This window comes from Aromatoleum evansii (genome assembly GCF_012910805.1).
Lineage (GTDB): Bacteria > Pseudomonadota > Gammaproteobacteria > Burkholderiales > Rhodocyclaceae > Aromatoleum > Aromatoleum evansii.
The window spans coordinates 41,487-54,205 of sequence record NZ_WTVK01000016.1 but is presented as its reverse complement, the minus strand read 5'-3'; the positions used below and the strand labels follow the sequence as shown (position 1 = coordinate 54,205).

The following is a 12,719-nucleotide window of genomic DNA, read 5'->3' as shown; positions in this document are numbered from 1 at the left end:
CCATGACCGTCAAGATCCTGTATTTCGCATCGCTCAAGGAAGCACTCGGCTGCACCGAGGAGAGCTTCGTCCTCCCGTCCGGCGTATCGACCGTCGGCGAACTGCGCTCCTTTCTCGCCGAGCGCGGCGAAAAGTGGAAGGCCCTGGGCGAAGGGCGCAACGTCCGCGCCGCGCGCAATCAGCGCATGGCGGCACCGGCCGATCCCGTCTTGCCGGGCGACGAGATCGCCTTCTTTCCCCCGGTCACCGGAGGCTGAGTCATGACGGTGAGCGTGCAAGCGGAAGACTTCGACGTCGCGGCGGAGATCGCGGCCCTGTCGGCGGGGCGCAACGAGGTCGGTGCGGTAGCGACCTTCCTTGGCCTGGTGCGTGACGTGAGCGGTGGTTCCAACGTCGCCGCGATGACGCTCGAGCATTATCCGGGAATGACCGAGAAATCCCTGGAGGAGATCGTCGAGCAGGCGTCTGCGCGCTGGTCGCTGTATGGTGTCAGGGTGATCCATCGTTTCGGGCGACTGGAACCCGGCGACCGCATCGTCTTCGTCGGCGTCGCCGGCGCCCACCGCGGCGAGGCCTTCGCAGCATGCGAATTCATCATGGACTACCTGAAGACGCGCGCGCCGTTCTGGAAACTCGAAGAGACTCCAGAAGGGGCGCGCTGGGTCGACGCCCGTGACAGCGACGACTCCGCCGCCGCGCGCTGGGAGCAGGGCGGCCGCTAGGCGGTCGGCCTCGCCACCCTGAAATGAAAACGGCGCCCTCGGGCGCCGTTCTGCATCAAGCAGGCCGGATTACTTCTTGCCCTTGCCTTGCTGGGTGAACATCTGGAAGGCCTCGGCCGAGGCGCGGCTCATCTGTTCGAAGGCAGCGCGCGTCGTGTCCATCGCATTCTGGATCGCGGACATGGCGTTCTGGTCGGTGATCGGCATGCCCGTGAACATCTTCTGCATCGATTCGAACACATCCTTGCTGCCGGTCGACAGCTGCTCGCCCACCAGTTTGCCGACCTCGGCCTGGGTACGGCTGGCCAGTTCCGCCATTTCGCGGGCGCAGGCGAGCATCTTCTCGGTGGCGCTCTGGGTGTAGTGCGAACGCAGCTCCAGAACTTCCTTGGGATCCTTGGCGGAGGAGAGCGCCTTCGCGTTCTGCACGCCCTCTTCGAAGAGGCTCTTGGCGGTCGCAACCTGCAGCTCCATGATGCGCTGCGAGTTCTCGATCGACATCTGCGCGAGGCGCATGGCCGCTTCGAAGTTCTTCTTTTGGATTTCGTTGAACTGATCCTGCTTGGTCGCCATGTTCTTCCTCCACGTGCGCTGAAAAATTTTCGAGGCTTCGATGCCCCTCATGAATTCTTTCAACATAGCACGTTGGCGAAAGGCCGCAGTACCAGTGAAAGTTTATCGAAGCTATTTGAACATGGATGCTGCAATGCAGCAAGTGCAAGGTGCCGAATTTGGGTTCAGGCTCAGCGCCATCGCCCATAATGGGAACGTATCCCGATGGCTTGAAGGTTGAATTGCGTGGTGCGACCCCCATATCACAGGTCAACCCCAATCGGACAAAGGATGGTCGACATGCGCTTCGAAAAGCTCACCACAAAATTCCAGCAGGCCCTCTCCGACGCCCAGAGTATCGCGGTCGGAGGTGACCAGCAGTTCATCGAGCCCGTGCACCTGCTCCTCGCAATGCTGGGGCAGGACGATGGAAGCACCATTTCGCTCCTGCAGCGTGCAGGGGTGAATGTCCCGCCGCTCAAGACGGCGCTGGACAAGTTGCTGAGCCGCCTTCCGAAGGTCGAAGGACATGGAGGCGAGGTACAGATCGGCCGCGATCTTTCCAACCTGCTGAACGTCGCCGACCGCGAGGCGCAGAAGCGCGGCGATCAGTTCATCGCGAGCGAGATGTTCCTCCTCGCCCTGACCGAGGACAAGGGTGAAACGGGGCGCCTGCTCAAGGAGCACGGACTTTCGCGCAAGCCGCTGGAAGCTGCGATCGAGGCGGTACGCGGCGGCGCGTCCGTGGGCAGCCAGGATGCCGAAGGCCAGCGCGAGTCGCTGAAAAAATATTGCCTCGACCTTACCGAACGCGCGCGCGCCGGCAAGCTGGACCCGGTCATCGGCCGCGACGACGAGATCCGGCGCGCGATACAGATCCTGCAGCGGCGCACCAAGAACAACCCCGTGCTGATCGGCGAGCCGGGCGTGGGCAAGACTGCGATCGTCGAGGGGCTCGCCCAGCGCATCGTCAACGATGAGGTGCCGGAAACGCTCAAAGGCAAGCGCGTGCTCTCACTCGACATGGCCGCACTGCTCGCGGGAGCGAAGTACCGGGGCGAATTCGAAGAGCGCCTCAAGGCGGTACTCAAGGAGATCGCCCAGGAAGAGGGGCGCATCATCGTCTTCATCGACGAAATCCACACCATGGTGGGCGCGGGGAAGGCCGAGGGCGCCATCGATGCGGGCAATATGCTGAAACCGGCCCTCGCACGCGGCGAGCTGCACTGCATCGGCGCCACCACACTCGACGAGTACCGCAAGTACATCGAGAAGGATGCCGCACTCGAGCGCCGCTTCCAGAAGGTGCTCGTCGACGAACCTTCGGTCGAATCCACGATCGCCATCCTGCGCGGACTCCAGGAGAAGTACGAGCTCCACCACGGCGTCGACATCACCGACCCCGCGATCGTCGCGGCGGCCGAACTGTCGCATCGCTACATCACCGACCGCTTCCTGCCCGACAAGGCAATCGACCTTATCGACGAGGCTGCAGCGCGGATCAAGATGGAGATCGACTCCAAGCCGGAAGCGATGGACAAGCTCGAACGCCGTCTCATCCAGCTCAAGATCGAACAGGAGGCGGTCAAGAAAGAAACCGACGAGGCCTCGCAGAAGCGCCTCCTTCTCATCCGCGACGAGATCGAGAAACTCGAGCGCGAATTCGTCAGCCTCGACGAGATCTGGCGCGCGGAGAAGGCCAGCGTGCAGGGTAGCCAGCACATCAAGGAAGAGATCGAGAAGCTGCGTGCCCAGATGGCCGAGATGCAGCGCAAGGGCCAGTACGACAAGCTCGCCGAACTGCAGTACGGCAAACTGCCGCAACTGGAGGCACAGCTCAAGGCCGCAGAGACAGCGGGCAGCGGAGAGCGCAAGTTCAAGCTGCTGAGGACTCAGGTTGGATCCGAAGAGATCGCCGAGGTCGTATCGCGCGCAACCGGCATTCCGGTGAGCAAGATGATGCAGGGGGAACGCGAGAAGCTGCTGCAAATGGAATCGCGCCTGCACTCGCGGGTGGTCGGCCAGGACGAGGCCGTGCGGCTCGTGTCGGACGCGATCCGCCGTTCGCGTGCCGGCCTGTCGGACGAGAACCGCCCGTACGGCTCCTTCCTCTTCCTCGGCCCCACGGGCGTCGGCAAGACCGAACTCTGCAAAACGCTTGCCGAATTCCTGTTCGACTCGGAGGAGCACCTGATCCGCATCGACATGAGCGAATTCATGGAGAAGCACTCGGTTGCCCGCCTGATCGGCGCGCCTCCGGGCTACGTGGGTTACGAAGAAGGCGGCTACCTGACCGAGCAGGTGCGTCGCAAGCCCTACAGCGTCATTCTCTTCGACGAGGTCGAGAAGGCCCATCCGGACGTCTTCAACGTACTGCTGCAGGTGCTCGATGACGGGCGGATGACAGACGGTCAGGGACGCACGGTCGACTTCAAGAACACCGTGATCGTGATGACCTCCAACCTCGGCAGCCAGATGATCCAGCAGATGTCGGGGGATGACTACCAGGTCATCAAGCTCGCCGTTATGGCCGAGGTCAAGACCTTCTTCCGCCCCGAGTTCGTCAATCGCATTGACGAGGTGGTCGTCTTCCACGCGCTCGACGAAAAGCACATCGCGAGCATCGCCCGCATCCAGCTGCAGTACCTCGAGAAGCGCCTCGCGCGCCTGGATATGGCACTCGAGGTCAGCGACGACGCCCTCGAGGAACTGGCAACGGCCGGGTTCGATCCGATATTCGGAGCGCGACCGCTCAAGCGCGCCATTCAGGAGCAGATCGAGAACCCGCTGGCGCGAGCGATACTGGAAGGGCAGTTTGCCGCGAAGGACAAGATCAAGGTCGAGGGGTACGGCGGGAGCATCACTTTCGCGAAGGCCTGACTCCCTTCTGCATCATCGCTGCGGAAGGGGGGCCTCCTTCCGCAGCAACCCCGAACGCACGGCCTCAATACGCGTTGCGGTCACGCACCACCAGCAGCACCGTCTTCACGATGATCCACAGGTCGAGCGACAGCGACCAGGTGCGCAAGTACTCGAGATCGTACTCGATGCGTCCTTCCATCTTTTCGATCGTGTCCGTCTCGCCGCGGTAGCCGCACACCTGCGCCCACCCGGTGATCCCGGGCTTCACCTTGTGCCGCACCATGTAGCCCTTGATCAGCTTGCGGTAAGTCTCGTTGTGCGCCACTGCATGGGGCCGCGGCCCGACGATGCTCATCCGTCCCTGCAGCACATTGATGAATTGCGGCAGTTCATCGAGCGACGTCTTGCGAAGGATCGCGCCAACGCGCGTGATCCGCTGGTCACCGCGCGTGGCCTGCTTCACCTCACTGCCGTCGTCGCAGCTCGTCATCGAGCGAAACTTGTAAACGACAATCTCCTTGCCATCGAGTCCGTAACGCCGTTGCCTGAAGATGATCGGCCCGGGCGAGCTCAGTTTCACCGCGATGGCGACGGCTATCATCACCGGAGCGATCAACGCGAGGATCAGTAGTGACAGGAAAATGTCGGACACGCGCTTCGCGAAGCCGTCGAATCCCGTGAAAGGCGTCTCGCATACGGCCACCACCGGCATGCCGCCAACGTGATCGACACGCCCTTGGATCAGATCCGTCAGGAAGATGTCAGGCGCAAAGTAGATGGACGCTGTGGTGTCCTTCAGGTCATCCAGCAACCGCAGGATGCGCGGCTGGCTCGCCATCGGCAGTGCCACGTAGATATGGTCTACCGCATGCTGCTTCACGAACTGGGCCAGCTCACCGATCCGGCCAAGCAGCGGGCTATCGCCGATTCCATCGAGGCGTTCGCGGCCCCGGTCATCGAAGAAGCCCGCAAATGAAATTCCGTTGAACGGATCGTGCGCAAGCTCCCCTGCCAGACGTAAGCCCGTTTCGTTGCAACCGACAACCACCGCGCGCCGTTGGCGGAGCTCGCTCGACATCATCTGCGACAGCAACAGGCGTGCAGCGCAGCGAGTCACCAGCCACGCCAGCGGGAGGCTGGCCAGCCACACAAAGACGACCTCCTCGGCGAAGTAATGCACGTATCCGCTCGCGTGGCCGAATGCCAACAATACGGCAGCGATCAACAGCCATGAAGTCAAGGTTTTTCGGACCATCCTCCGCGTGGTATCGCGAAGGCAGAAATCGCCTGGGAAGGTCAGCGAGAAGGAAATAAGTCCCACGATCACGTAGGGGGGGCCGAATCGCTCTCCACACACGGTCGCGACGGCAAACAGCAGGGCTGTTGCTGCAACCGGATCGAGAAAGGACTCGATGGCGCGTGCAGCCGATAAACTGCCCCGCCAGAAGGTGCCCTGTTTGTAGCTTGATGCAAACATGATAAAAGGAGCGGCTAAAATTTTCGATAAGCATACCGCATTGACATTCACAAACCATGCATAACACATCGCGTAGCAGACGTACATGTCGCAACATACCGTCACAAACATGTCTTCAGCATGTTTACGCATCGGCGCAAGCGAATGCTTATGCGAGGATTTTGTTCAGCTTTCTGGTGATCGCGGGAACAGGAACACTTCCCGTTGCTGCGTCTGAAAATGACCCGCTAACGATCTCCGTCAGCCAGGATCTCGTCTGGGAGGACAACCTCTTCCGCGTGGCTGATGGTGCGCGCCCGGAGATCGAAGGATCGCGTCGTCCACGGGACGACCGGCTCAGCGTCACCACACTCGCGGCACAGCTGGGTCGCACCTACAGCCGGCAACGGCTGACAGCAGACTTTGCCCTGACCCGGAGCGACTATCTCGAGTTCGACCACCTCGATTTCACTGCACACAATTTCGGCGCCGCCTGGCAGTGGATTCTCGGCAACCAGTGGAGCGGCACAATTTCCGCCCGGCAGGACGAACGCTTGCGCAGCTTCTCCGATCGCATCGGCACCGTACGTAGCATCAACACCTTCCGCCAGTACCGCGCCGATGCGCGCTACCTGATGCATCCACAGTGGTCGTTCGGAGCCGGGTGGGCTCGGATGGACAGCCGATTCGACGACCGGGAATCCGCCGGATCCGAGTACATCGAAGATGCCGTCGAAGCCCTCGTGCAGTATCGATCCTTGGCCGGTAGCACGCTGGCGCTGGTAGGCCGCGATGCGGAGGGCCGCTATCCCGAACGCAATGAAACACTCACAACGGTCACAGGCTACACGCAGCGCGACCTGCTCCTGCGCGCCGACTGGGGCGTGACCGGCCATAGTCGGGTGAGCGGTCAAGTCGGCTACACCGCGCGCCAATACCCTCATGCGGGCGACAAGGACTTCAACGGCTTGACCGGTCGCGTCACTTTCGACTGGAACCCGACGGGAAAGCTCGCGCTGGGCATGACCGCGCGCCGCGAGATGGGCGCACGCGAGGATGTGGCCGACAACTTCGTCATCACGCGTGCGGTATCGGTCGACCCCGTATGGCAGATCGGTAACAAGCTACGTCTGCGTGGGCGGCTCGAATGGCTCAAGCGCGATTACGGCGGTGATCCCTTCGGTATTGTCGCGCCGGATCGCGATGACCGCACGCAGGCACGCGCCCTCGCACTGGAATGGTCGCCGGCCAGGAACCTCTCGCTCCAGCTGGGGGCGCGCAACGAACGTCGTTCGTCATCCGATGCGTATCCCGGATACCGTGCTGCCAGTCTATTCATGTCGGCGAAGCTCGCATTCTGAAAACCTATCACTTATGCCAGATGGCCGTTTGTATGCAATATGCAAAAATGCCGAATGGGATGCTGAAGCGTGCGGAACGGTCGCAACAAGCGGGCTCAATCAGTGCCCGCCGGTGCGAGCGCCGCTAGCACCGTCTTCCCATGGATGGGGCTTCACCACGATCAATTCACGCTCATCGAGGCACTCTGCATGACATTGAAACTCAAACTGCTCGCCGCGGCCATCGCGGGAGCCGTTGTATCAGCCAGCGCCGGCGCAGCCACAGTCAGTCTCGTCGGAAACGGCTTTTCTGTTTCGTACGACGACACACTCAACTCGCTCTTCGGCACGCCGACTCTTATCGGCAACCTGTTGTCCTTCAGCCCTTCGGGGTTCTCCGTTGGATCGGGCGGAGGCCGGCCAGCCTTGCTTGACGCTGTCCTGGATTTTCAGGTCGTCGCCGCTGACGGCTACCGGCTCGACTCGGTAAGCCTTTTCGAAGGCGGCAGCTACACCATCGCTGGTTCCGACGCATCCTTTGGCATCGCATCGGTGTTGAACGTTGCCGCGCTCGACAACGGAGGCCTCACAACCCTTGGCGGGGCAGGGAGCTTTGCCGGATCGCCGTTTCTTTCGGCCGGATCCTGGCGCTCCAGCGGCGACGGATTCACTGCCGCGGGCCTGTCGAGCAGTCTCCTTGACATCACCCTGGACTCAACCCTGTTCGCCAACGCGGCGGGCTCCTCGTTCGTGAAGGCCAGTCTCGACACGGCACAGATCACATTCGGCGTCGCGCAAGTCCCGCCGGTACCTGAACCGGAAGCCTATCTCATGCTTCTGACGGGCCTTGGCATGGTAGGGATGGCGGCACGTCGCCGTGCCGCATCCCGCTGATCATGTTCCGCAAGGTCAGGGTCGGACAGGGCGTAGTCCGCTTCGTCCCAGCTGCGTCGAAACTCGCGCGTTTGATCTATGTCATTTCAAAGCATGAAAGTTGCGTAGCGTAAATACATACGCCTAACAAATATGTAAAATCATGTTATCCGGACGGCATCCTTTACGGTGCTGTCCGGATAGCGACGTGGGGGCTTGTTGCATCTCTCGGATGTACGTGATCAGAATGGGGGGCATGAATGAAGTTGAAATTCCTGGGAACAGGTCTCGTCGGAATTTGTATGGCCGGAGCGGCCCTGGCGGGGCAGAGCGGAAATCCCAGTGATGCGGGCACATCGTTCAATGCCGTCCTGAATCAAAATGGCGGAGGCATCGTTTCCACCTTTCGTGCTGGCGATGTGGAAGCCCGCGGAGTAGGCGGTCTTGTGAGCGAGCTCGCGCTCGCGAGTGGCGGACAGTTCGTCGCGATAGCGGCCGGCGGAAACCCTCAGTTCGTACCTAGCGTCCCCGAACCCGATGCCGCACTGATGCTTCTAGTCGGCCTTGGCATGGTCGGCGTGGTTGCGCGGCGACGCCTGCGCCGCTAGGCGACCCCGAACGCACCCCTGCGATGTTCCTCGGCGCCTGCCCCCGGTCTCGGGTTGCAGGCGTGTCTTGCTGTTTGTGGAGAGAGTCGGATGCATCGCAAAGACGTGCTGCTGCCGGCCATGCAAGTAACACATTGGCATTGTAGATTTGACTTGTAGTCCTGCAGGATGGATTTTTCATGATGAAACAATTTCGTACATCGCTTGGCATGCCGCTACTCGCCCTCGCTCTGGCAGGCTGCGGCGCCAAGTCCGACACTCCGATCGCGTCACAGGTCGCTGCCCGGGTCGGTTCGTATGAAATCACCGTGCATCAGGTCAACGCGGAGCTCGCACGGCTCGGGGGGATAGCTGGCGAGCAAGTGAAGCAAGCCAGCGGCGCGATCCTCGAACGGCTCATAGATCAGGAACTGCTCGTCGCTCAAGCCGAAGAGCAGAAAATCGATCGTGATCCCACGGTGATGGCCGCACTCGATGCCGCGCGGCGCGAAGTCGTTGCGCGCGCCTACGTCGAGCGCATCGCTGCACAGGTCGCCGAACCGCAGACCAGCGAGGTCGAAGCCTTCTATCGGGACAATCCGGAGCTATTCAGCAAACGTCGCATCTATGCGCTGCGCGAGTTGCGTGTCGCAGTGCCCGCCGGACGCGAAGCGGACCTGCGCGCCGCGGCCGACAAGGCGGCGAGCCTGGACGATATCGTTGCCTGGCTTCGGCGCGAGAATCTGAGCTTCAAGGCCGACTCCGCACTCAAACCGGCCGAGGAACTGCCGCTCGATCTGGTCAAGCAGCTGGCAAAGATGAAAGACGGTGAGATCGGGCTGCTGGCCTCAGCCGGCGTCGTGGCAGTCATCCAGATCGCCGCCTCCCGCGAACAGCCGATCGACGCGGTTGGTGCTGCGCCGTTCATCGAGCGTTACCTCACCAATCTCAAAAAGCAGGCGCTTGCGCGGGAGGAACTCGGTCGTCTGCGGGACCGCACCAGCATCCAGTACGTAGGCGATTTCGCCTCCCCGCTAGCCAATGGCGCAACGGCCGTGGCTGGGCCCGCGATTGCATCGGGCGCCGCCCTCAGCCAGGCCACGCTCGACAAAGGGGCCGGCGGCCTGAAGTGATCCAGCACGCCACATACGCTTTCCCTGCCACACTGAACCGGAATATCCGCAAACGCATGAGCCACCGTTCCTTTACAGCCATTCTCCTGATCATCCTGTCGCTGCTGTTCGCGTTCGGCATTGTTTCGCCGGCGCGGGCCGATGTTGCCGACATCAGCCGCCCGGGGACGGCGGATTATGTTCTGGGGCCGGGGGATGTGGTCCGCATCACCGTCTATCAGAATCCGGATCTCACGACCGAAGCGCGAATTTCGGAAGGCGGACAAATTACTTTCCCGCTGCTCGGCGGTGTCCCCGTCGGCAGCCAGACCGCGGGCACTGCCGAACGGCTCATCGAACGCCTCCTGCGCGATGGGGGCTTCGTACTGCAACCCCAGGTCAGCATCCTGCCCGTCCAGATGCGCGGCAACCAGGTCTCCGTAATCGGCCTCGTCGGGCGCCCCGGCCGCTATCCGTTGGAAACCTCCAACCTGCGCCTCTCCGACATGCTCGCAAGCGCCGGTGGGATCGCCCCCAACGGCGCGGACACCGTTGTGCTCATCGGCCTACGCGACGGCAAGTCGATACGTCGCGAAATCGATATTCCCGCGCTGTTCCTGAAGGGCACCGAGAACGATATCCCGTTGGCCGGCGGCGACATCCTCTATGTGCATCGTGCGCCCACGTTCTACATCTACGGCGAAGTGCAGCGTCCCGGAGCATTCCGGCTGGAGCGGAACATGAGTGTCATGCAGGCGCTCGCCACCGGCGGCGGCATCAATCAGCGCGGCACCGTTCGCGGCCTCCAGATTCAACGGCGCGACACCGAAGGACGGCTGTCCGTCATCGAGCCGGCACTGGAAGATCTCCTTCGCGCCGACGACGTGATTTTTGTGCGCGAAAGCCTTTTCTGACGGGACATCGTCGCTCCCCTGACCCCGTTTGTATCACCCCCGCAATTTCCGGAACGCGCCGTAATGACCTTCCACCAGTTTCTCCTCATCCTGCGCGCCCGCTGGCTGGTCGTGGCCTGCGTGCTTGGCACGGTGGTCGCAACCACGCTGCTGGTCAGCGTGCTGCTTCCGCGCCAATACACCGCCGAGACAGTCCTGGTCATCGATGCCAAGTCGGCCGACCCTATTGCCGGCGCCATCCTGCCCCCGCAGATGATGGCGGGCTATATGGCCACCCAGGTCGACATCATCAATTCCAACCGGGTCGCCGAGCGTGTCGTTGCGATGCTCAAGCTCGATGAAGTGCCCGCCGTGCGCGAGCAATGGCAGGCCGAAGCTGACGGAAACGGCGAGTTGCGCGTCTGGCTGGCCGAGGCGCTGCAAAAGAAGCTCGGCGTCAAGCCCTCACGCGAGAGCAATGTCATCACCATCGCCTTCACGGGCTCCGACCCCCAGTTCGCCGCAGCGGTCGCCAACGCCTTTGCGCAGGCCTACATCGAAGTGAACCTCGAACTCAAGGTCGAACCGGCTCGCCAGTACGCACGCTGGTTCGACGAACAAAGCGTGCCCCTGCGCGAGAAGGTCGAAGCGGCCCAGAAACGTCTTTCCGACTACCAGCTCCAGCACGGCATCGTCCCGAGCGACGGTCGCCTCGACGTGGAAACCACCCGCCTGGCCGAACTCTCCACTCAGCTCGTCGCAGCCGAGGGTCAGCGCATGGAAACGCGCTCCCGCCAGGGGCAGGCCGGTGCGGCCGACACCATGCCGGAAGTCCTACAAAGCGGGCTCATCCAGGGCCTGAAAGCCGAACTCGCGCGCCAGGAAGCCACGCGTGAGCAACTCGCCTCGCGCGTCGGCAAGAACCACCCCGACTACACCCGCATCGAGGCCGAAATCCGCTCCCTGCGGGAGAGGATCGGCGCCGAAACGCAACGCATCGCCAGCTCGATCGGCAGTGCCACCCGCTCCAACCTCGCGCGCGAAGCCGATCTGCGCGCAGCGCTCGATGCCCAAAAGAAACGCGTACTGCAACTGCGCGAACGGCGTGACCAGATCGCCGTTCTCCAGCGCGACGTCGAATCCGCGCAGCGCGCATACGACCTCGTCGCCCAGCGCCTGACGCAGACCAGCCTGGAGAGCCGCACCCAGCAGACCAACATCGCCGTGCTCGCCCCGGCGACGTCGCCCCTGCAGCACTCCAGCCCGCGCACAGCACTCAACCTTGCTCTCGCCGTCTTCCTTGGCACATTGCTCGGCCTCGGCTCGGCGCTGCTGCTCGAACTCGTCGACCAGCGCGTACGCGGCGTCGAAGACATCGAACAATGCTCCGCCGCGCCGCTGCTGGGCATCATCCCCTCCCGCGCCTGAGATCTCCGTCCATGAACGCCCCCATCAGCACCAAGGAACTCGCCCACGGCGAACGCTCCATCGGCGCCATTCTCATCGACGCCGGCCGCCTGAAACCCGAAGACGCCGAGAAGATCCTGCGCCTGCAACGCGAAGGCGGCCTGCGTTTCGGCGACGCCGCGCGCCAGCTCGGCCTCGTCAATGAGGGTGACATACAGTACGCGCTCTCGCGGCAGTTCGACTACCCGTACCTGCAGCGCGGCGAAAGTGGCGTAGCCGAAGAGGTCGTCGCCGCCTACGATCCCTTCGATCCGCAGGTCGAGGCGCTGCGTGCGCTGCGCAGCCAGCTCATGCTGCGCTGGTTCGATCCCGAAGCCGGTCGGCGCTGCCTCGCGGTGGCGAGCCCCGCACGCGGGGAAGGGCGTTCGTGGGTCGTCGCCAATCTTGGCGTGGTGTTCTCCCAGCTCGGAGAGCGCACCCTCATCATTGACGCCAACATGCGCAACCCGCGCCAGCACGTGCTCTTCGGCGTCGATAACCGCATGGGCCTCTCGGCGGCGCTCTCCGGCCGTGGCGATGCGGAGATCGTACGTCGCGTGTCGGCACTCGTCGATCTGTCTGTGCTGCCCGCCGGCGCCACGCCGCCCAACCCGCAGGAACTGATCTCCCGCCCGGCCTTCGCGGCGCTCCTCAAGCAATACGCCGAGGACTACGACGTCATCCTCATCGACACCCCTGCCGCCAGCAGCAGCGCGGACACCTTCACCGTCGGCGCACGTGTGGGCGGCACGCTGCTCGTCGCGCGCCCGCACCTCACGCGAACGGCCGCACTGCGCAAGCTCGCGGGCGAGTTCCACCAGGCCGGCATCACGGTGGTCGGCAGCGTCCTCAACGACGCGGGCTGAGGGCACGCCG

General features: G+C 62.9%; 12 protein-coding genes. 10 read left to right on the top strand and 2 right to left on the bottom strand.

All coding sequences use genetic code 11. The features are described from left to right. The first annotated feature begins 2 nt into the window (after positions 1–2). Together moaD and moaE are read left to right on the top strand one after the other, a co-directional pair. A complete protein-coding gene (gene moaD / locus GO615_RS10165) occupies positions 3–257 on the top strand; it encodes a molybdopterin converting factor subunit 1 (protein ID WP_169127561.1) in 255 nt (84 codons plus the stop codon). Positions 258–260: 3 nt separating this feature from the next. Beyond that, on the top strand, positions 261–722 hold the full coding sequence (gene moaE / locus GO615_RS10160; RefSeq protein WP_169127559.1) for a molybdopterin synthase catalytic subunit MoaE: 462 nt from the start codon (positions 261–263) through the stop codon (positions 720–722). Positions 723–791: 69 nt separating this feature from the next. Here the strand turns inward: moaE and GO615_RS10155 are convergent, their stop codons facing one another. Beyond that, complete coding sequence (locus GO615_RS10155; protein WP_169127557.1) at positions 792–1,295, bottom strand: phasin family protein; 504 nt, start codon at positions 1,293–1,295, stop codon at positions 792–794. A gap of 279 nt (positions 1,296–1,574) precedes the next feature. Between GO615_RS10155 and clpB the strand changes: the two genes are divergently transcribed. After that, complete coding sequence (gene clpB, locus GO615_RS10150) at positions 1,575–4,154, top strand: ATP-dependent chaperone ClpB (RefSeq protein WP_169127555.1); 2,580 nt, start codon at positions 1,575–1,577, stop codon at positions 4,152–4,154. Between the two features lie 64 nt (positions 4,155–4,218). Here the strand turns inward: clpB and GO615_RS10145 are convergent, their stop codons facing one another. After that, positions 4,219–5,700, bottom strand: coding sequence for an undecaprenyl-phosphate glucose phosphotransferase (locus GO615_RS10145; RefSeq protein ID WP_246262219.1), 1,482 nt, complete (start codon positions 5,698–5,700; stop codon positions 4,219–4,221). A 74-nt stretch (positions 5,701–5,774) separates the two neighbouring features. Here GO615_RS10145 and epsL point away from each other — a divergent pair, with 74 nt between their 5' ends. From epsL to epsG, 7 genes are all read left to right on the top strand, one after another. Continuing rightward, entirely contained in the window at positions 5,775–6,953 is a 1,179-nt protein-coding gene (gene epsL, locus GO615_RS10140) for an XrtB/PEP-CTERM-associated polysaccharide biosynthesis outer membrane protein EpsL (RefSeq protein WP_169127553.1), read from the top strand. Positions 6,954–7,142: 189 nt separating this feature from the next. Beyond that, positions 7,143–7,826 (top strand): PEP-CTERM sorting domain-containing protein, encoded by a 684-nt coding sequence (locus tag GO615_RS10135; RefSeq protein ID WP_169127551.1) that lies wholly within the window; start codon positions 7,143–7,145, stop codon positions 7,824–7,826. Positions 7,827–8,065: 239 nt separating this feature from the next. Continuing rightward, the gene (locus GO615_RS10130) at positions 8,066–8,413 is read left to right on the top strand and encodes a PEP-CTERM sorting domain-containing protein (protein ID WP_169127549.1); all 348 of its coding nucleotides are present in this window, start codon (positions 8,066–8,068) and stop codon (positions 8,411–8,413) included. Positions 8,414–8,592: 179 nt separating this feature from the next. Then, the gene (locus GO615_RS10125) at positions 8,593–9,525 is read left to right on the top strand and encodes an EpsD family peptidyl-prolyl cis-trans isomerase (protein ID WP_169127547.1); all 933 of its coding nucleotides are present in this window, start codon (positions 8,593–8,595) and stop codon (positions 9,523–9,525) included. A 56-nt stretch (positions 9,526–9,581) separates the two neighbouring features. Continuing rightward, a complete protein-coding gene (epsE, locus tag GO615_RS10120; RefSeq protein WP_169127545.1) occupies positions 9,582–10,418 on the top strand; it encodes a polysaccharide export protein EpsE in 837 nt (278 codons plus the stop codon). 63 nt (positions 10,419–10,481) lie between these two features. After that, the gene (epsF, locus tag GO615_RS10115) at positions 10,482–11,825 is read left to right on the top strand and encodes a chain length determinant protein EpsF (RefSeq protein ID WP_169127543.1); all 1,344 of its coding nucleotides are present in this window, start codon (positions 10,482–10,484) and stop codon (positions 11,823–11,825) included. 11 nt (positions 11,826–11,836) lie between these two features. Then, the gene (gene epsG / locus GO615_RS10110; protein WP_169127541.1) at positions 11,837–12,709 is read left to right on the top strand and encodes a chain length determinant protein tyrosine kinase EpsG; all 873 of its coding nucleotides are present in this window, start codon (positions 11,837–11,839) and stop codon (positions 12,707–12,709) included. Positions 12,710–12,719 lie beyond the last annotated feature (10 nt).

What these genes read in the sequence shown, in the direction of transcription:
- moaD (WP_169127561.1), top strand. Translation starts at nt 3, where the DNA reads ATGACCGTCAAGATCCTGTATTTCGCATCGCTCAAGGAAGCACTCGGC.
- moaE (WP_169127559.1), top strand. Translation starts at nt 261, where the DNA reads ATGACGGTGAGCGTGCAAGCGGAAGACTTCGACGTCGCGGCGGAGATC.
- GO615_RS10155 (WP_169127557.1), bottom strand. Translation starts at nt 1,295, where the DNA reads ATGGCGACCAAGCAGGATCAGTTCAACGAAATCCAAAAGAAGAACTTC.
- clpB (WP_169127555.1), top strand. Translation starts at nt 1,575, where the DNA reads ATGCGCTTCGAAAAGCTCACCACAAAATTCCAGCAGGCCCTCTCCGAC.
- GO615_RS10145 (WP_246262219.1), bottom strand. Translation starts at nt 5,700, where the DNA reads ATGTACGTCTGCTACGCGATGTGTTATGCATGGTTTGTGAATGTCAAT.
- GO615_RS10135 (WP_169127551.1), top strand. Translation starts at nt 7,143, where the DNA reads ATGACATTGAAACTCAAACTGCTCGCCGCGGCCATCGCGGGAGCCGTT.
- GO615_RS10130 (WP_169127549.1), top strand. Translation starts at nt 8,066, where the DNA reads ATGAAGTTGAAATTCCTGGGAACAGGTCTCGTCGGAATTTGTATGGCC.
- GO615_RS10125 (WP_169127547.1), top strand. Translation starts at nt 8,593, where the DNA reads ATGATGAAACAATTTCGTACATCGCTTGGCATGCCGCTACTCGCCCTC.
- epsE (WP_169127545.1), top strand. Translation starts at nt 9,582, where the DNA reads ATGAGCCACCGTTCCTTTACAGCCATTCTCCTGATCATCCTGTCGCTG.
- epsF (WP_169127543.1), top strand. Translation starts at nt 10,482, where the DNA reads ATGACCTTCCACCAGTTTCTCCTCATCCTGCGCGCCCGCTGGCTGGTC.
- epsG (WP_169127541.1), top strand. Translation starts at nt 11,837, where the DNA reads ATGAACGCCCCCATCAGCACCAAGGAACTCGCCCACGGCGAACGCTCC.